The following is a 16,539-nucleotide window of genomic DNA, read 5'->3' as shown; positions in this document are numbered from 1 at the left end:
CGAGCGCCCGGTCCCGTCTTACTTCGTGGCGGGCGGAACGAGCGAGTCGAGCACGTACTCGAGCTGCTCGGCGGTGAATGCCCCGGGGTGGCGGATGGCGACGCGACCGGTCGGGTCCAGGATCACCGTGTACGGGAGCCCGGAGATCCGGTACTGACCAGCGACCGAACCGTTGGCGTCGACCGCGAGCGGATACCCTGTACCGGCTTGCCGCGTCGTGGCGCGGGCGGCCGTCGTATCGTCGGAGACGTCGATGCCGATCAGGTCGGCTCTGCCGGTGAACTCGTTCGAGATCTTCTGAAGGTCGGCAAGCTCGCCGATGCAGGCGGTGCAGGTGCTGGCCCAGAAGTTGAGCACCGTGTAGCGGCCGGCAGGCGCGGCGGCCCCGACGTGCCCCGACCCATTCAGGGCCGGCAGGGAGAACGGCTTCGGCTTCGCGCCGACGCCGGTGCCGTCGGCGGAGAGGTCGACCGCGGCGGACCCCGCCACGGTTCGACGCTGAGCGGCGGGCAGTAGGTCGACGGCCTCCTGCGCCATCGTGTGCGCGAACGGTGCGGTGCTGGCGGAGTCGGTGCCGAACTGGCCGAGGGCACGCTCGACTCCGGACGGGTCGATGAAGAAGATCTCCGTGCCGTGCACGACCGACTTGTCTGCCGCATCGAGCTGGATCGGCACACCGTAGGCCTGGGCCGCGGCGGCGAGAGTCGCTGGGGAGCCGGTTCCGAAGTACCAGTTCGCGTCGTCGCCGAGCCCGTGGGACGCGCTCCAGGAGGCGACGTCGGAGACCGCCGGATGGTACGGGTTGGCGTTGATCGAGACGAACGCGACCCGGGAGGCCGCAGCGCCGAGGTCGTGGTCGGCCAGCGCGACGTCCTGGGCGAGGAGGGTGCAGAGGTCCTGGCATTCGTCGTCGTTGAAGGTGAGCACGACGCTCCGACCACGGAATGTGTCCGGGATCATCGCGTTTCCGTGCTGATCCGTGAGCGAGTAGGCGGGGGCTTTGGTCGCGGCGTTCCCCAGCGGGTCGAGCTGCAGCAGGCTTGCCGCCGCGGTCGAGATGCCGGGGGCGGCGGGCGCCGACGAGGGGGCGACCTCGCTTCCGGACGGCGGCTGTGCCGCGGCTACCAGAACGGCGCAGAAGCCGACCAGCACGACGGTCGCGGCGGCCACGATCGGCCAGGTGCGTGGGTTGCGACGGGTCATGGCTCCTCCGGAGGGTGGCGATTCGATTGGACGGTCACCGCAGCGATGGCCGATGCTGTGAGGACGACGAGGGCGGCCCCTGCGCCGACAGCGAGCGGGTGGGCGGACAGCGCCGAGGTGAGCCAACTGCTCGCTTGCGAGACGAAAACCCCCAGGGAGGGCTCCTTGCCCGGTTCGAGGATCAGCCGCATTCCGTACGCGAGGAGGTAGATCCCGACGAACAGCAGGAGCGCGGACGCGGCCTTCGGAAGATGCCTCGCATATCTCCCGGCGGCGCGGACCGCTTCGGCGCCGATTAGGGCAGCGAGGATACTGCAGGCAGCGACGAACAGACCCATCCCCAGGGCGTACGAGAGCGCCGAGATCGCTACGTCGAGTGGAGCGGAACCGGCCGTGGCGGACGGCGCGACGGCAGCGGCGAAGAGGGGGAAGGCGCAGCCGAGCGAGGTGGCCGCGAACGCCGCACCATAACCCGCCATCGCCAGCACCCCGCGTCCGGACCTGAACGGGAGGGCGATCGTATGCATCCGAAGCTCACGGCCCGCCACTCCGAAGACACCGGCCACGAGAAGCACCATGCCGAGTGCCGCGGTGAACCAGGGCACCCACGCCACCGCGAGACGCACCCCCGTGGCGACCACGATCCCGACGACCGCGAACACTGCGACGAAACCACCCGTCATCGCCACCGACGCCCGGAACGCCCGGAGCAGCCGCATCCCCACCGGAGCCGGCTCGGACCCCAGGAACGCGGCGAGGTAGGCCGGCAACAGGGGGAATCCGCACGGGTTGACCGCCGCGGCCAGCCCGAGTGCGAACGCGTAGACGATCGCTGGCCCTATCATCGGGGGCCACCTCGGTCGTGAGCTGCCAGACGTTGGAGGTACTCGTTGTAGGCCAGCCGCTCCCCCTCGGCGCGCGCCGCCGATCGCTCCTCCCGTCGCGTGGCCCGCTCGTCCGAACGCTGCCACTGCAGGAACAGGACACCGAGCACAAACAAGGTGGGCAATTCGGTGAAGCCCCAGGCGATCCCACCGCCGACCGCCTGATCCGCCAGCGGTGCGATTTCCCAGCCCGGGATCGGCACACGGTAGAACCCGACCACGAGACTCACCGCCATCATCAGCATCACGCCGAAGAAGGCGTGGAAGGGCGCTGTCGCCGCCAGCTCCAGGATCCGCACCGTCGGGGCCGCATACTTCCGCAGCCCGCGGGAGGCCCGGCGTGGCGTGGGGTCGACGCCGAGCACACACCAGAAGTAGAGGAACCCGATGGCGATGAAGTGCAGCAGCATCAGGTTGTGGCCCCACATGGTGCCCATCAGCCAGTCGAAGATCGGTGTGAAGTACAGGCCGTACAGGCTGGCGAGGAAGAGCACCAGCGCCGTGGCGGGGTGCGCGACGAACCGCGCCGGGGGGCTATGGAGCACGGCGAGCAGAACCGATCTCGCCGACCGTTTACCTGCCGGCCGGGCTGGTAGCGCGCGGAGAGCGAGGGTGATCGGGGCGCCGAGCACGAGGAAGATCGGGGCGAGCATCGACAGCACCATGTGCTGGATCATGTGCGCGCTGAACAGTTCCATCCCGTACCCGTCGATACCGGTGGCCGTCATGGCGAGCACCGTCAGGATTCCGAGCGACCAGAACGCGATCCGGCTCACCGGCCAACGGTCTCCTCGGCGCCGCAGAACGACGGTGCCGGTGACATAGAGTCCCGCCAAGGCGAGCATCAGCACGGGGATGACCGGGATGGGTTGCGGATGGAGTGCGACCATCCGAGCGAACGTGGGCGGCGCCATTGGCATCCACATAAGACCGCTCATGGCGTGCACGGATGGCGGGTCGACGGGAGGCGTTGACCCGGAGAGCAGCTGGGGTACGGTGACTGATGCATTCATGCAACAGTTGCAACTGTACACGACTCGCTCGCGGCGACGAAAGGATCCGATCAAGCCACCGCTCGCACACGTGACCTCGGTCCTCACCGGTCTCGAATGTGAACCGGTGCCACAGCGTCTCCGTCCAGGATCGCGCCATCCGCCAGCAGTCTTGCAGCGTCCGGGAGAAGGCTGGCGGGGGTATTATGTCGCCTGGTGTGCCGGGAAGTCTGGTCGGCGGAAGACCTGACTGGTCGTCCTCGTGAAGGACGGAGCACCCATGCCCCCGGTTGCAACCTCGACAACAGCCACTCGCGCGATTTCCCGACGTCTCCGGTCCGGCCCGACGTGGCGTGAGCGCCGGATTGGGTCGCTGCGGCTGAATATTGCGGAGGCCGAAGAAGAAGCGGACGAGTGATGTCGAGCGGCATGGTGCTGTCCGGAGTCACCCGGACCTATGCGGGCGGAGCCGGCATCAGCGGTGTCGATCTGAAGGTGGCGCCGGGACAGGTGCACGCCTTGGTCGGATTGAATGGAGCTGGCAAGTCCACTCTGATGAAGGTGCTGCTCGGCATGATTCGGCCGGCGTCAGGGACCATCCGGATCGGCGACTACCCGGTACGCTCGGCGCCCGCCGGGGTGTGGTCGCGGGTAGGGCATCTCGTTGAGGGCGCGTTGATCTATGGTGAGTTCACCGTTGCCGGCAATCTGCGAATGTCGGCCGCCCTGCACGGTGTCCCCAGGAGCAGGCGGGATGCGCTTGTCGGCACGAGCATCGAAGAGTTCGGGCTGTCGCGATACGCGCGCCGCCGTGCACGTACCCTTTCATTCGGTAACAGGCAGCGGCTCGGACTGGCTGCCGCCCTCCAGCACGACCCGGACTTCGTGGTCCTTGACGAGCCGACTACCGGTCTCGACCCGTCGGGGACCATCCTGCTCCGGGAAGAGCTCCGACGACGTGCCGGAGCAGGCGCGGCCATCCTCATCTCCAGCCACCACCTCGATGAGGTCTCTCGCGTCGCCGATCGCATCACCGTCATCAACGATGGACGCATCATCGGCCGCTTGACGCCCGGCGGTTCCGAGCTCGAGCAGGCCTTCTTCGCTCTTGTCCTCGCTGACGACGAACAGCGCCGGTCGCGTGGAGAGGAAGCACCATGAGCGGGGTGTTCGCGACGGCCATCGCGGTCGAGGTGGGCAAGGCGGTCCGTGCTCGCGTGCCCATCGTGGCGGCCGCGCTCCTAGTCCTCGGCGTCGTTGCCATCAGCGCCTCGGTCATCGTCGCGGTCGCGGACGGGCCGCCCGAGGTCGTCGCGAAGCTGGGCCCCGTCGTCCGGGGTGGCGGATGGGCCGGCTACGTCGATGCCGCGCTGCAGGTTACCGGAGCGGCGGGAGCCGGCGCTTGTGGCATCCTGATCAGCTGGAGCTTCGGGCGCGAGTTCGCCGAAGGGACCATCCCGGGACTGTTCGCCCTCCCGGTCTCCAGGATGTCGCTCGCCGCAGCCAAGCTGACTGCCTTCTTCGTGTGGACGGTCTGCGTGGCGGCCGGCCTCGTTGCAGCCCTGCTGGCCGCGGGTTTCCTGATCGGGTTAGGTGCTCCGCGGGCGACAGATCTGGAGACGGTGGTCGGGCGTCTGCCGGTGCTGCTGCTGACGACCGCAGGCATGACCGTGCCCGCCGCGTGGGTGTCCACGCTCAGTCGCGGGCTGATGGGCGGTATCGCCACAACGGTCGTCCTCATGGCGAGCGCCCAGGTAATCGTCTTCTCTGGCGGAGGCAGCTGGTATCCACCGTCGGCTCCAGCGCTTTGGGCCCTCGCGCCCTCCCCCTCGACTGTCGGCACCCTGCTCTGGTCGCTCGTGCTCCCCGGTGCGGGTATCGCTGCGACCATCGTCAGTTGGCATCGCCTTCAGCTCGATCGGTGAGGCCGTGCCGGATGCGAGCCGACCGGGCGGCGGTCTGTGGCCAAACCTCTGCCTCCCGACGCATCCGGCGTGTGTCAGGCCAGGGTCAGGAAGAGCTTCTCCAGCTCTTCGACCGTGATCGGGTCCGTGGTGTCGTCCGGGTCGTTCAGGCACTTCTGCATGGCGGTGGAGATGATCTGGAAGCCGGCCTTGTCGAGTGCGCTGGAGACTGCGGCGAGCTGGATGACGACGTCGCGGCATTTGCCGCCGTTCTCGACGGCGGCGATCACCGCGTTGAGCTGGCCCTGGGCGCGGCGCAGCCGGTTGAGGACGGGCTTGATGTCGGCGGGGGTGGGGTTCTCGGCCACGGTTCCTTCTTTCTGCAGTAGGGAGGGGAGTGCTCAGCTTTTGCCGAACAGGCGCGCGAAGAAGCCACTGGTGGGTGCCGCCGCCGCCTTTTCCGCGTCGGTGTGGGTGCCGTTGCACCACTCGTTCGCCGGGACGCGCTTGCGGACCTCGGCGACGTGCTGGCCGCAGCCGTTCCAGGTGGTCTTGCCGCAGGTGGTGCAGGTGACGGGGTAACACACGGGGTGGATCCTCTTTCTCGGGTTTGAGGGGCGATTTCGTATACCCCCCTCCGTATCGTACGATACCGGGGAGGGTATACCAAACCGCCCGAGGAGGCAGACAGGAATGAGAACCGTCATCATCGGCGGCGTCGCCGGAGGCATGTCGGCAGCGACCCGGCTGCGTCGGCTCGATGAGCAGCGCGAGATCGTGGTCTTCGAGCGTGGCCCGTACGTCTCGTACGCGAACTGCGGCCTCCCGTACTACGTCGGCGGCGTGATCAGTGACCGGTCGGCGCTGCTGCTGCAGACGCCGCAGTCCCTCGCATCCCGGTTCCGGCTGGATGTGCGGACCGGCCACGAAGTCCTCTCCATTGACGCCGCAGCCCGCACGGTGACGGTCCTCGATCACGCGTCGGGGGAGACCTCGACCGAGGCGTACGACGAGCTGATTCTGGCCGTCGGAGCGACCGCGCGCGAGGCGGCCGGGCATCCCGGAATCCCCACCCACACGCTGCGCACCGTGGAGGACGTGGATGCGATCGGCGCGCTGCTGGAAACAGCGGCGGACGGCGCAGGCAACCCGTCCGCGCTGGTCGTCGGCGGCGGGTTCATCGGCCTGGAGGCCGTCGAGAATCTGGTGCGGCGCGGGATCCACGTCACGCTCATCCAGCGCGGCCCGCACATCCTGACCCCGCTGGACGCCGAGATGGTGGTGCAGCTGGAGGCCGAGTTGCGCAGCCACGGCGTCGACGTGCGCACCTCGGTCACGATCGACACGGTGCAGGACGGTGTCGTCGTGCTTGACGACGGCAGTGTGCTGCGGCCCGAATTCATCGTCGACGCGTCCGGCGTGGTGCCGAGCGTGGACCTGGCGCGCACGGCCGGGCTGACGATCGGCCCGACCGGCGGGATCGCGGTGGACGAGAGCAACCGTACAAGCGACCGGCACATCTACGCGGTGGGCGACGGCGTCGAAAAGGTCGACGCGCTGTCGGGCGGGGAGGCGCTGGTCACGATGGCCGGACTCGCCAACCGGCACGGCCGCTCGGTCGCCGACGTGATCGCCGGGCGTCCGGAGCGGAACACGCCCGCACTGGGCACGGCCATCGTGAAGGTGTTCGACACGGTCGCCGCGAAGGTCGGCTGGAGCGAGCGGCAGCTGGTGTCCGCCGGGCGCGCGCACCGCGTCATCCACACGCATCCCGCGTCGCACGCGACCTACTATCCCGGCGCGCAGTCGATGTCGATGAAGCTGCTGGTCGATCCGGAGAGCGACGCGATCCTCGGCGCCCAGATCGTCGGCGGCGATGGTGTCGACAAGCGCATCGACATCCTGGCGGTGGCGATGGCGGGCGGCATCACTGCCTCCGGACTCGCCCGGCTCGAACTCGCGTACGCACCGCAATTCGGCTCCGCCAAAGACCCGGTGAACCAGCTCGGCTACGTCGCTGACAACCTGCGCACTGGCGCCACGGCCGCGATCCAGTGGCACGAACTCGAGGATGCCGTGGCGGCGGGAGCGACGCTCATCGACGTCCGCACGGCCGGCGAGCATGCGGCCGGCGCGATCCCGGATGCGCTCAACATCCCAGTCGACGAGCTGCGGTCCCGGCTCGCCGAGCTTCCGGATGCGCCGCTCGTCGTGCACTGCCAAGTGGGCCAGCGCGGTCACACCGCCGCCCGCATCCTCGCCCAGCACGGGTTCGACGTCGTCAACCTCGACGGCGGCTACCGCACCTGGGCCGCCGGGGCGGCGACGCGCGTGAGGCAGGCCGCCGGGGTGTGACCTCGCCGCATCCTCCGACGACACGGGATGCGCGCCACACGCCCGCACCGCCGCTGAACGGATCGAGCAGGTTTCGAGAAGCGGCCGCATCCGGCCCCGTCGTAGATTGGCGGCAGTTCACCGGAACCCTGGCAGAGGAGACACCATGGCAACCACCACCTTCAGCAAAGAAGAGAAGGCCGCGATGAAGGCGGCCGTCGCAGAGAAGAAGGCCGCGCAGGAGGGTGCAGACGCCGCAGCGGCGTGCGATGCCGCCATCGCCGCCATGACCGGAACGGACAAGAAGCTCGCCGAGGCGTTCCATGCGCTGGTGGCCGAGAACACGTCGCTCGCCGCCAAGACCTGGTACGGGATGCCCGCGTACGCGGACGCGGACGGCAAGACGGTCGTCGCGTTCAAGCCGGGCTCGAAGTTCAAGATCCGTTACGCGACGATCGAGTTCCAGCAGGCGGCCAAGCTGGACGACGGCAACCTGTGGCCGGTCGGCTTCGCCGTCACCAGCATGGACGACGCGGACAAGGAGCACATCGCCGCCATCCTGAGGACCGCCGTCGGGCGCTGACCCTAGCGCCCAGCCGCCGTCACCCAGCCGCCGTCACCCGCCCGCCGTCACCCCGCCGTGGCCTCGTCGCCGCCGAAGACCTCCTTCGCGACCGTCATGGCCGACATCGCCTTCGGCCAGCCGCAGTAGAACGCGAGGTGCGTGATCGCCTCGACCAGTTCATCCCGGGTCACCCCGTTGTCGCGGGCGAACGGCAGGTGGAAGCGCAGCTGGTCGACGTTGCCGCCCGCCACGAGTGCGGCGACGGTGATCAGGCTGCGGTCGCGCTTGCTGAGATCCTGTCGCTCCCACACCTCGTCGAACAGCACGCGGTCCGTGTAGTGGGCGATGCCGGGGGCGAAGTCCCCGAAGGCGCGCTGGCCGCCAGTCCAGCCGGTCGTCTCGTCGTTCACGGTCGCCGTCCTTCGTACTCGTCGTCGGTGATGTGCTCTTTCCAGGTGGTGGTGTCGGCGGGGTCGTCCGCGGACTCCAGCAGCGCGATGTGCTCCATGAAGCATCCGGGGGCGGCGGCGTGCCAGTGGTCCTGGCCGGGCGGGGTGTAGAGCGTCTGGCCGGGATGCACCTCGATGATGGTGCCGTCGCGGTCGCCGAACCGGGCGACGCCCGCCGTGACCCGCAGGTACTGGCCTCTCGCGTGCGAGTGCCAGGCCGTGCGGGCGCCCGGCGCGAAGCGCACGAGGGCTGCGGTAATCCGCTGGTCCGCCTCGTGCGGCGCGGCGATCGGGTCGACCCAGACGTCGCCGGCGAACTGCTCCGGCGGGTTCTTGACGGTGGGAGTGGTCGGTTCGATGTTCATGCGTTCTCCGTTTCCAGCAGCACTTTGGTGGCGCGGCGCTCATCCATCGCCCGGTACCCCTCTGCCGCCTCCTCAAGCGGCAGGGTGAGGTCGAAGACCGCTCCGGCGTCGATGTCGTCATTCATGATCAACCCGATCAGCTCGGGAAGGAAGCGGCGGACCGGGGCGGGACCGCCGTGCAGGTGCACGCCGGAGAAGAACAGCTCATCGCCGGGCAGCTCCACGTCATGCGAGACGCCGACGTAGCCGACGTGTCCTCCCGGCCGGGTGACCCGGATGGCCTGCATCATCGACTCCTGCGTGCCGACCGCCTCGATGACCGAGTGCGCGCCGAGGCCGCCAGTGAGCTCCTTGATCTTCGCGACGCCGTCGTCCCCGCGCTCCTCGACGATGTCCGTCGCGCCGAAGCGGCGAGCGAGCGCCTGCCGGTCGGCGTGACGGCTCATCGCGATGATGCGGTCGGCACCGAGCTGCTTCGCCGCGAGCACGCCGAGGAGGCCCACCGCTCCGTCCCCGACGACCGCGACCGTCTTCCCAGGACCGGCCTCGGCAGCGACGGCCGCGAACCATCCGGTGCCGAGCACGTCGGAGGCGGCGAGCAGTCCGCGGACCTGCCGCGGGGTGGGAGCCGTCGCGGTGGCGACGAGCGTGCCGTCCGCCAGCGGCACCCGGAGGAGTTCCGCCTGGGTGCCGAGCGTGCCCATCGGCACCCGATGGATGCAGTGGGACTGGTATCCCGCCCGGCAGAGTTCGCAGGTGTTGTCGGAGGCGAAGAACGATCCGACCACGAAGTCGCCGACCTTCAGGTTCTTCACGTCGTCGCCGAGCTGCTCGACCACTCCGACGTATTCGTGCCCCATCGGTGTCGGGCCGGTGAGCTCGTCCGTGCCGCGGTACGGCCACAGGTCTGAACCGCAGATGCAGGCGGCGGAGACGCGGATGATCGCATCCGTCGGCTCCTGGATGGTGGGGCCCGCGCGCTCTTCGACGCGCACATCCCGGGGTGCGTACATGACTACTCCACGCATGTTGGGGTTCCTTCCGTTGCGGGGTGGGTGATGCCGGCGCTCGCTCGCGCCGGACGGAGGAGGAAGACGAGCACAGCGGCCACCGCCAAGACGATCGACACCGAGGTGACCAGGCCGAGAGGCAGGATGCTCAGGGCGCCGGCGACGCCGACCAGCGGAGCCGCCACGCCCCCGAACGCGAAGCGTGCAGCGCCCAGGACAGAGGATGCGGTCCCCGCGATCTGCGGGTAGTCCGCTAGCGCGATGGTCGTCGACGGCGGGCTGGTGATCGCGGTGCCCGCCGCCAGGAGGAAGAGCGAGACGACGACCACGATCAGCGACACATGCGCCAGGCCGGCGACCAGCAGCCCTGCGGCCCCGAGCCCGGCCACCGCGAGGCCGGTGACCAGCGTGCCCAGCACGCTCCACGTCTCGCTGGCGCGTCCGGCTAGATACCCGAAGACCATGAATCCGGCCGAGTTCAGCCCGAAGGCGGCCGCGTAGCCCTGCGGGGACAGGCCGTAGACGCCCTGCAGCACGTAGGTCGCTCCGCTGAGGTACGCGAACAGAGCTGCGTAGACGAAGCCTTGCGCGATCACGGCGCCGACGAAACGGCGGTCGGCGAACAGCAGCCGCAGGTCGCGGCCGATGACGGAGAACCCCGCCGCCGTGCGCGCATCCGGGTGCAGTGTCTCCGGCAGCCGGAGGGCGACCCAGCCGAGGATGACGGTGCCGATCGCGGCGAGCACCAGGAAGAGCCCGCGCCAGTCGAGCACCGCGGTCAGCGCCCCGCCGAGCAGCGGCCCGACGATCGCGGCGAACCCGCCGACCACCGTCAGCCGCCCGTAGAACCGGATGAGCCTGCCGCCGTCGTACACGTCGCGCCCGGCTGCCTGCGCGATCACGATGCCGACGCCCCCGGCGATGCCCTGCACCAACCTGGCGGCGATGAGGGTCTCGACGGTGGGGCTCACCGCGCAGAGGACAGACACGATCACGTAGGCCGCGACGCCGATCAGTGCGGGGCGCCGCCGCCCGAACCGGTCGGACAGCGGCCCGGCGATCAGCTGCCCGGCCGCCAGCCCGATCAGGCAGGCCGTGACGGTGAGCTGCGCCGTGGAGGTCGCCGCCGCCAGCTCGGTGGTGAGAGCAGGGAGAGCGGGAAGGTAGAGGTCCATCGAGATCGGGCCGAAGACGGTCAGCACCAGCAGAAGCGTGGCGAGTCCGCGTCCGGCGGGAACCCGGGCGGTGGTCGGGAGAGAAGCTGTCACGACATCAAGCACACCCCTGTCGTGCCGCGCGAGGGAGTCTCTGACGAGAGGTGTACTGGCAGGGCACCCCTCCCGGCCGAATCCTGACCTACCCTCGACTGCATGGACAATCGAGCAGAGGTGCGTGAGTTCCTCATGTCGCGCAGGGCGAAGCTCGCGCCGGAGCAGGCCGGGCTCCCTGCCGGGACCGGGCGCAGGGTCGCCGGGCTGCGCCGCTCGGAAGTGGCGATGCTCGCCGATGTGAGCGTGGAGTACTACGCCAAGCTGGAGCGTGGTGGCATCGCGGGCGCGTCGGCCGCGGTCCTCGACGCCGTGGCGCGGGCGTTGCAGCTCGACGACACCGAGCGGGCGCACCTGTTCGACCTCGTTCGTGCGGCAGACGGCATCCCGGTCTCCGGGCGCCAGCGCAGGCGGTCGGGCAAGAGCCCGGCTGCGCGTCCGAGCCTGCACTGGGCGCTGGAGGCGTTCACCGACGGTGTCGCGGTCGTGCGCAACGCCCAGTCGGACGTGATCGCGTTCAACGCTCTGGGGCGGGCGTTCTACTCGCCGCTGATCGGCGACGGAGGGCGCACGCCGAACTTCGCCAGGTTCCAGTTCCTCGATCCCGTGTCCCGCGACTTCTATCCGGACTGGGACCTGTTCGCCGACATGTGCGTCGCCATGATGCGCGCAGAGGCGGGCAGGGATCCGCACAACAGGGCCATGCAGGATCTCGTCGGCGAGCTCTCGACGCAGAGCGAGACGTTCCGTCGGCTGTGGGGTGCGCACAACGTCCGCACGCACGGTGCAGGCACGAAACGCTTCCACCATCCGGTCGTCGGCGAGCTGACCCTCGCCTTCGAGGAGTTCGCGGTGACGGCGGAGCCTGGCCATGTGCTCCTCGTCTACACGGCGGAGCCCGGCTCTCCCTCGGCCGAGCGGCTGCGGCTGCTCGCCTCGTGGGCCGCCGAGCACCCGGACGCCGCGGTGGATGCTGCCGATGCGTCCGCCGACGCCGGCCGCTGACCCCGCGCCCGGTTTCCCTCTGCGCGCCACGCGCATCCCGGTAGGCTGATCCCGTGCTTCTCTCAGACCGCGACATCAAGGCCGAGCTCGGCTCCGGCCGTATCGCTCTCGAACCGTTCGACGTGTCGATGGTGCAGCCGTCGAGCGTCGATGTGCGCCTCGACCGCTTCTTCCGGCTGTTCGACAACCACAAGTACCCCTTCATCGACCCGGCAGAGGATCAGCCCGAGCTGACCAGGCTGGTCGAAGTGGATGCTGACCAGCCGTTCATCCTGCACCCTGGCGAGTTCGTGCTCGGCTCCACCTTCGAGCTGGTCTCGCTGCCGGACGATGTCGCCGCCCGGCTCGAGGGCAAGAGCTCGCTCGGTCGCCTCGGTCTGCTCACGCACTCCACCGCGGGCTTCATCGACCCGGGATTCTCCGGGCACGTCACGCTCGAACTGAGCAACGTGGCCACCCTGCCGATCAAGCTCTGGCCCGGCATGAAGATCGGGCAGATGTGCTTCTTCCGGCTCACCTCCGCGGCCGAGAAGCCGTACGGGTCGAGCGAGTACAGCTCGCGATACCAGGGCCAGCGGGGCCCGACGGCGTCGCGTTCGTTCCTCAACTTCCACCGCACGGACGTGTCCACGACAGAGGCGGGTCGCACCGCCGGTTGATCGCGTCCGTCCCATCCTCCCGGAGGGCAGAACCATGAGCGAGACGACAGACGCAGCGTTCGCGCGGGCACTCGTGGCGGCAGGACCGACGCCCGTGCGGCCGCAACGGATGCAGTTGTTCGGCCAGCTAGTCGGCAGCTGGCGGGCGGAGTGCCGGTTCCTCGACGAGGAGTCTGGCGCGTGGTCGGAGTTCACGACCGACTGGCTGTTCGCGTACACGCTCGGCGGGCGAGCCGTTCAGGATGTGCTGGTCGCCCCGGCAGCGTCCGACCCGTCGATGACGGAGGCGAAGGGCACCACGATCCGCGTCTACGACGCGGTGCTCGGTCTGTGGAGGGTGAGCTGGTTCGGCGCGGTCGCCGGTGACTTCTGCACGCTCGTCGCGAGCGCGCACCACCGCGACGGGATCCGCCAGGACGGCACCCAGACCGACGGCAGGCCGATCCGCTGGAACTTCAGCGCGATCACCGCCGACTCGTTCTCCTGGGACGGCTGGGTGTCCGACGACGAGGGCAGCACCTGGTGGCTGGAGCAGCACATCGACGCCACCCGTACGGGCTGAGCGGGGCGCATCCCGCGCATCCCGCGCATCCAATAGGGTCATCCCGTGGGGACTCGTATACGTAAACGCTGGTATGACAGCGTCGTCTCGGTCGTGTTCATGGCGCTGGGGCTCGCGGTGGTCACCGTCCTGGTGGTGGCGTTCTTCAATCCGTGGCCGTCCGCGCTGCTCATCCGGGCGCTGTTCGAGCGGGGCGCCGCCGACACCGTCGCGGAGATGGAACCGTACGTCCCGAAATCCGGGGTGGATGCGCACCGCGACATCGCGTACGGGGACGCCGGATCCGACACCTCGCTGGACGTGTTCACGCCCACCGGCGCATCCACCCCGTTGACCACGGTGGTCTGGATCCACGGCGGTGCCTGGATCTCCGGCGACAAGTCCAACGTGGACCCGTACGTCCAGATCCTCGCCTCGCACGGCTACACCACGGTCTCCCTCAACTACACGATCTCGCCGGAGACCACGTACCCCACCGCCCTGAACCAGCTCAACGACGCCCTCGGCTTCCTCGTCGAGCACGCGGCCGAGTACAACATCGACCCGAACAGCATCGTGATCGCCGGCGACTCGGCCGGTTCGCAGTACACGGCGCAGCTCGCCACCATCGTCACCAACCCGGCATACGCCGAGCGCGTCGGCGTCACCCCGACGCTGACCGCGAAGCAGCTCAAGGCCGTCATCCTCAACTGCGGGATCTACGACGTGCGCGGCATCCCGGACGCCCCCGGCATCGGCGGCTGGGGCTTCCGCATCGCGCTCTGGTCGTACCTCGGCGAGAAGAACTGGTCGAAGACCCCGGGCGGGCGGGACATGTCCACGATCGAGGACGTGACCGCCGACTTCCCGACCACGTGGATCTCCGGCGGCAACGCCGACCCGCTCACCGACACCCAGTCGAAGCCGCTCGCGAAGAAGCTCGAAGGCCTCGGAGTGGATGTGACGAGCGTCTTCTACCCGGCCGACGAGTCGCCCGCCCTGCCCCACGAGTACCAGTTCCACCTCGACTTCGCGAAGGCGCGGTCAGCCCTGCAGTCGACCATCGCGTTTTTGGACAGGGTCAAAGCATCCGGGGCCGAGGGTGCCAGCGTCGAGCTGGAGGGGTCGAAGACTCACTGAGCGTCAAAAGCATGCATAATCATGAATGCTCCCGGCGCTACCGACGGGGTGTGAGTGAACGTGAGTGGGAGCCCCATGCCGTTGCGACGCCAGGCCGAAGAGATGCGTGATCTCTATGCCAACGCGATCGCGGAGGCGATCTTCGAAGGGCGCGAGCCGACCGCGTGGCAGCTGGCGGCCTGGGCCAGGTACCGCGAAGCCGCGGAATCCAACACGCTCGCCGACGCACTGAGATCAGACTCAGACACCGAACCGTGACGACGCCCGCCTTATGATGCGGTGATGCGAGTTCTGATCTCTGTGGACATGGAAGGCATCGCCGGGGTGGTCGACCGCGCCGACATCGCACCGGGCTCCCCGGAGTGGGCGCTGGCCAGGGAGTGGATGACCGACGAAGCCAGCGCGGCCGTCCGTGGGGTGCTCGCCTTCGACCAGGACGCTGAGGTGCTGGTGTGCGACGCCCACGCGAAGTACCGGAACATCCTGCCGCAACGGCTCGACAGGCGAGCGCGACTGGTTCGCGGCACTCCCCGTCCGCAGGACATGCTGACCGGCATCGACAGCGCAGTGGATGCGGTGTGCCTGATCGGTTACCACGGCCGGGCCGGAACCGCCGACTCGGTCCTGGCGCACACGATCAGCGGGGCGGTCATCTCGTCCGTGCGCATCGACGGGACGACCCTGGGCGAGATCGGCCTGAGCGCAGCCCTGGCAGCACACTACGGGGCCGTTCCGGTGCTGGTCAGCGGTGACGACACGGTGGCCGCTGAAGCCGAGGATGTCGCTCCGGGCATCCGGGCGGTGGTCGTCAAGTGGGCTCGCGGAGGTCACGCCGCCGAGAACCTTCACCCGGCCGTCGCCAGTGAGCGCATCGAGCAGGCCGTCCCGGAGGCTCTCGCGGCCCGCGCATCCGTGCGGCCTCCGCGATTCGCCGGGCCCGTCGACCTGGAGGTCGATGTGCGCCGGCCGGAGATGACCGAGCGTGCTCTGCTCATCCCGGGCATGGAACGCCGCGGACCCTCCACGCTCGGGTTCTCCGGCCTCGCCCTCCCGGAGAGCTACGGTTTGGTGGGTGTCATCGCAGACCTCGCGGGCATCCCGTGACCGCACGACACCATCGCGGCGCTCGTGCTGAACGCGTTGGCCTAGCCCCGGGGCGCAGCTGCCTCGCCCTGCTCGCCGGCTGACGCGATCTCGCTGCGCGGGCGACGGCCGGGCGTCAGTCGTTCAGGCCCGCCGAGGTATGGGTGCCCGTCGTTGTAGAGCGCCTCGCGGCGTTCCAGCTCAGCGACGAGCGCCTTCTCCATCAGGTCGGACCAGCTCCGGTCGGATTCGTGGTGCTTGGTCGCCTCGAAGGCCGCGCGCGAGCGCTGGCGCACGGACGATCGCAGATAGAACGAGACGGAATTGCGCTCGTCGTCGTCCGCCATCACTGGTACCCCCGGCCCGCTCGATGCTGTCGTGGACACGACGCTAGGGGATGCGCGAGGCTCGCCACGAGACGATTCGCGCCCGAGCGGTAGCCGATTCCGGCCACCTTTTCCGGGCGCCGCCGGGGTGGGATGCATGTCCCGTGCGGAATACGGCGAGCTAGTTATCCACAGTGAATTACACAGGTGGAAATAATGAGTTCATTTCATTGTTCGCCCGGCTCAGATCAGGTCGGACGCCTCGAGGCTCGTATCGGCGTACAGCGCGGGAAGCTGCAGTGTGAGCCACGGGCTGAACGCCCACGGCGTCGCCTCGACGGCGTCGAGCAGCACGCGCGGGTCCACCCAGCGCCACTCCGCCACCTCGCTCGGCTCGGGGGCGAGCTCGCCGGAGATCGTGGCCGTGTACACCGGGCACACCTCGTACTCGACGATGCCCGCCGCATCCACTGCCCGGTAGCGGAAATCGGGGAGGGCCACCACCAGGTTGTCGATCGCGGCGCCCAGCTCCTGACCAGCACGGCGCGCGATGGCGTCCTTGAAGTCTTCGCCGGGGGCCGGATGGCCGCAGAACGAGTTCGTCCACACGCCGGGCCAGGTCAGTTTGCTCAGCGCCCGCCGGGTGACCAGGATGCGTCCATCGCCGTCGAACAGGTGGCACGAGAACGCCAGGTGCAGGGGCGTGTCCGTGGTGTGGACGGTCGCTTTGTCGGCGACCCCGATCGGGGTGCCGTCGTCGGCGAGCAGGACGACCTCTTCGCGGGATGCGGTCATGCATCCATTCTCGCCG

21 protein-coding genes are annotated in these 16,539 nt (G+C 69.2%); 10 read left to right on the top strand and 11 right to left on the bottom strand.

Translation table 11 applies throughout. From position 1 onward, the window contains the following. Nucleotides 1-18 precede the first annotated feature (18 nt). From B7438_RS04000 to B7438_RS03990, 3 genes are read right to left on the bottom strand one after another with little or no spacing between them, the layout of a single operon-like run. Nucleotides 19-1,203 carry a TlpA family protein disulfide reductase gene (locus B7438_RS04000; protein ID WP_085368257.1) on the bottom strand — a complete coding sequence of 395 codons (1,185 nt, stop codon included), beginning with the start codon at nt 1,201-1,203 and terminating at the stop codon, nt 19-21. Further along, the gene (locus B7438_RS03995; protein WP_085368256.1) at nt 1,200-2,048 is read right to left on the bottom strand and encodes a cytochrome c biogenesis CcdA family protein; all 849 of its coding nucleotides are present in this window, start codon (nt 2,046-2,048) and stop codon (nt 1,200-1,202) included. Before B7438_RS03995 ends, B7438_RS04000 begins: the two co-directional genes overlap by 4 nt. Further along, nucleotides 2,045-3,001 carry a cytochrome c oxidase assembly protein gene (locus B7438_RS03990; protein WP_218775131.1) on the bottom strand — a complete coding sequence of 319 codons (957 nt, stop codon included), beginning with the start codon at nt 2,999-3,001 and terminating at the stop codon, nt 2,045-2,047. Before B7438_RS03990 ends, B7438_RS03995 begins: the two co-directional genes overlap by 4 nt. A gap of 495 nt (nt 3,002-3,496) precedes the next feature. Here B7438_RS03990 and B7438_RS03985 point away from each other — a divergent pair, with 495 nt between their 5' ends. Both B7438_RS03985 and B7438_RS03980 read left to right on the top strand, forming a co-directional pair. After that, entirely contained in the window at nt 3,497-4,240 is a 744-nt protein-coding gene (locus B7438_RS03985; protein ID WP_085368254.1) for an ABC transporter ATP-binding protein, read from the top strand. After that, nucleotides 4,237-5,004, top strand: a complete 768-nt coding sequence (locus tag B7438_RS03980; protein ID WP_085368253.1) for an ABC transporter permease — start codon at nt 4,237-4,239, stop codon at nt 5,002-5,004. Before B7438_RS03985 ends, B7438_RS03980 begins: the two co-directional genes overlap by 4 nt. A gap of 74 nt (nt 5,005-5,078) precedes the next feature. On the opposite strand, the gene B7438_RS03975 is transcribed toward B7438_RS03980, so the two are convergent. Together B7438_RS03975 and B7438_RS03970 are read right to left on the bottom strand one after the other, a co-directional pair. After that, nucleotides 5,079-5,351, bottom strand: coding sequence for a metal-sensitive transcriptional regulator (locus B7438_RS03975; RefSeq protein WP_179150718.1), 273 nt, complete (start codon nt 5,349-5,351; stop codon nt 5,079-5,081). 33 nt (nt 5,352-5,384) lie between these two features. Next, complete coding sequence (locus B7438_RS03970) at nt 5,385-5,570, bottom strand: hypothetical protein (RefSeq protein WP_085368252.1); 186 nt, start codon at nt 5,568-5,570, stop codon at nt 5,385-5,387. Between the two features lie 106 nt (nt 5,571-5,676). Here B7438_RS03970 and B7438_RS03965 point away from each other — a divergent pair, with 106 nt between their 5' ends. After that, a complete protein-coding gene (locus tag B7438_RS03965; protein ID WP_085368251.1) occupies nt 5,677-7,338 on the top strand; it encodes an FAD-dependent oxidoreductase in 1,662 nt (553 codons plus the stop codon). Nucleotides 7,339-7,483: 145 nt separating this feature from the next. Next, nucleotides 7,484-7,900 carry a hypothetical protein gene (locus B7438_RS03960; protein ID WP_256921854.1) on the top strand — a complete coding sequence of 139 codons (417 nt, stop codon included), beginning with the start codon at nt 7,484-7,486 and terminating at the stop codon, nt 7,898-7,900. A gap of 47 nt (nt 7,901-7,947) precedes the next feature. Here the strand turns inward: B7438_RS03960 and B7438_RS03955 are convergent, their stop codons facing one another. From B7438_RS03955 to B7438_RS03940, 4 genes are read right to left on the bottom strand one after another with little or no spacing between them, the layout of a single operon-like run. Continuing rightward, entirely contained in the window at nt 7,948-8,292 is a 345-nt protein-coding gene (locus B7438_RS03955) for a carboxymuconolactone decarboxylase family protein (protein WP_218775130.1), read from the bottom strand. Continuing rightward, nucleotides 8,289-8,696, bottom strand: a complete 408-nt coding sequence (locus tag B7438_RS03950) for a cupin domain-containing protein (RefSeq protein ID WP_085368249.1) — start codon at nt 8,694-8,696, stop codon at nt 8,289-8,291. The genes B7438_RS03955 and B7438_RS03950 overlap by 4 nt, the downstream gene beginning before the upstream one ends. Then, a complete protein-coding gene (locus tag B7438_RS03945; RefSeq protein ID WP_085368248.1) occupies nt 8,693-9,724 on the bottom strand; it encodes a zinc-dependent alcohol dehydrogenase family protein in 1,032 nt (343 codons plus the stop codon). The genes B7438_RS03950 and B7438_RS03945 overlap by 4 nt, the downstream gene beginning before the upstream one ends. Further along, the gene (locus B7438_RS03940) at nt 9,712-10,974 is read right to left on the bottom strand and encodes a multidrug effflux MFS transporter (RefSeq protein ID WP_085368247.1); all 1,263 of its coding nucleotides are present in this window, start codon (nt 10,972-10,974) and stop codon (nt 9,712-9,714) included. Before B7438_RS03940 ends, B7438_RS03945 begins: the two co-directional genes overlap by 13 nt. Before the next feature lie 102 nt (nt 10,975-11,076). On the opposite strand from B7438_RS03940, the gene B7438_RS03935 reads away from it, so the two are divergent. The 6 genes from B7438_RS03935 to B7438_RS03910 all read left to right on the top strand — a co-directional run bounded on the left by B7438_RS03935 (nt 11,077) and on the right by B7438_RS03910 (nt 15,423). Continuing rightward, nucleotides 11,077-11,979, top strand: a complete 903-nt coding sequence (locus tag B7438_RS03935; protein WP_179150717.1) for a helix-turn-helix transcriptional regulator — start codon at nt 11,077-11,079, stop codon at nt 11,977-11,979. Nucleotides 11,980-12,032: 53 nt separating this feature from the next. After that, entirely contained in the window at nt 12,033-12,638 is a 606-nt protein-coding gene (gene dcd, locus B7438_RS03930) for a dCTP deaminase (RefSeq protein ID WP_085368246.1), read from the top strand. 34 nt (nt 12,639-12,672) lie between these two features. Next, a complete protein-coding gene (locus tag B7438_RS03925; RefSeq protein WP_085368245.1) occupies nt 12,673-13,200 on the top strand; it encodes a hypothetical protein in 528 nt (175 codons plus the stop codon). 45 nt (nt 13,201-13,245) lie between these two features. Further along, nucleotides 13,246-14,319 carry an alpha/beta hydrolase gene (locus tag B7438_RS03920; protein ID WP_256921853.1) on the top strand — a complete coding sequence of 358 codons (1,074 nt, stop codon included), beginning with the start codon at nt 13,246-13,248 and terminating at the stop codon, nt 14,317-14,319. A gap of 75 nt (nt 14,320-14,394) precedes the next feature. Next, nucleotides 14,395-14,577 (top strand): hypothetical protein, encoded by a 183-nt coding sequence (locus B7438_RS03915; RefSeq protein ID WP_085368244.1) that lies wholly within the window; start codon nt 14,395-14,397, stop codon nt 14,575-14,577. Between the two features lie 24 nt (nt 14,578-14,601). Then, nucleotides 14,602-15,423, top strand: a complete 822-nt coding sequence (locus B7438_RS03910) for a M55 family metallopeptidase (RefSeq protein WP_085368243.1) — start codon at nt 14,602-14,604, stop codon at nt 15,421-15,423. Between the two features lie 41 nt (nt 15,424-15,464). On the opposite strand, the gene B7438_RS03905 is transcribed toward B7438_RS03910, so the two are convergent. Continuing rightward, nucleotides 15,465-15,788 carry a hypothetical protein gene (locus B7438_RS03905; RefSeq protein WP_143465585.1) on the bottom strand — a complete coding sequence of 108 codons (324 nt, stop codon included), beginning with the start codon at nt 15,786-15,788 and terminating at the stop codon, nt 15,465-15,467. A gap of 183 nt (nt 15,789-15,971) precedes the next feature. Further along, nucleotides 15,972-16,523: an isopentenyl-diphosphate Delta-isomerase gene (gene idi, locus B7438_RS03900; RefSeq protein ID WP_085368241.1), complete on the bottom strand. Its 552-nt coding sequence runs from the start codon at nt 16,521-16,523 to the stop codon at nt 15,972-15,974. Between the last annotated feature and the right edge of the window lie 16 nt (nt 16,524-16,539).

Source organism: Leifsonia sp. NCR5 (assembly GCF_002105485.1).
Classification (GTDB): domain Bacteria; phylum Actinomycetota; class Actinomycetes; order Actinomycetales; family Microbacteriaceae; genus Leifsonia.
This window is presented reverse-complemented; position numbering and strand designations above follow the sequence as displayed.

Coding starts and splice junctions, on each gene's coding strand:
- B7438_RS03910 (WP_085368243.1), top strand. CDS start 14,602: ATGCGAGTTCTGATCTCTGTGGACATGGAAGGCATCGCCGGGGTGGTC.
- B7438_RS03945 (WP_085368248.1), bottom strand. CDS start 9,724: ATGCGTGGAGTAGTCATGTACGCACCCCGGGATGTGCGCGTCGAAGAG.
- B7438_RS03965 (WP_085368251.1), top strand. CDS start 5,677: ATGAGAACCGTCATCATCGGCGGCGTCGCCGGAGGCATGTCGGCAGCG.
- B7438_RS03980 (WP_085368253.1), top strand. CDS start 4,237: ATGAGCGGGGTGTTCGCGACGGCCATCGCGGTCGAGGTGGGCAAGGCG.
- B7438_RS03915 (WP_085368244.1), top strand. CDS start 14,395: ATGCCGTTGCGACGCCAGGCCGAAGAGATGCGTGATCTCTATGCCAAC.
- B7438_RS03925 (WP_085368245.1), top strand. CDS start 12,673: ATGAGCGAGACGACAGACGCAGCGTTCGCGCGGGCACTCGTGGCGGCA.
- B7438_RS03960 (WP_256921854.1), top strand. CDS start 7,484: ATGGCAACCACCACCTTCAGCAAAGAAGAGAAGGCCGCGATGAAGGCG.
- B7438_RS03950 (WP_085368249.1), bottom strand. CDS start 8,696: ATGAACATCGAACCGACCACTCCCACCGTCAAGAACCCGCCGGAGCAG.
- B7438_RS04000 (WP_085368257.1), bottom strand. CDS start 1,203: ATGACCCGTCGCAACCCACGCACCTGGCCGATCGTGGCCGCCGCGACC.
- B7438_RS03990 (WP_218775131.1), bottom strand. CDS start 3,001: ATGGCGCCGCCCACGTTCGCTCGGATGGTCGCACTCCATCCGCAACCC.
- B7438_RS03985 (WP_085368254.1), top strand. CDS start 3,497: ATGTCGAGCGGCATGGTGCTGTCCGGAGTCACCCGGACCTATGCGGGC.
- B7438_RS03995 (WP_085368256.1), bottom strand. CDS start 2,048: ATGATAGGGCCAGCGATCGTCTACGCGTTCGCACTCGGGCTGGCCGCG.
- idi (WP_085368241.1), bottom strand. CDS start 16,523: ATGACCGCATCCCGCGAAGAGGTCGTCCTGCTCGCCGACGACGGCACC.
- B7438_RS03935 (WP_179150717.1), top strand. CDS start 11,077: ATGGACAATCGAGCAGAGGTGCGTGAGTTCCTCATGTCGCGCAGGGCG.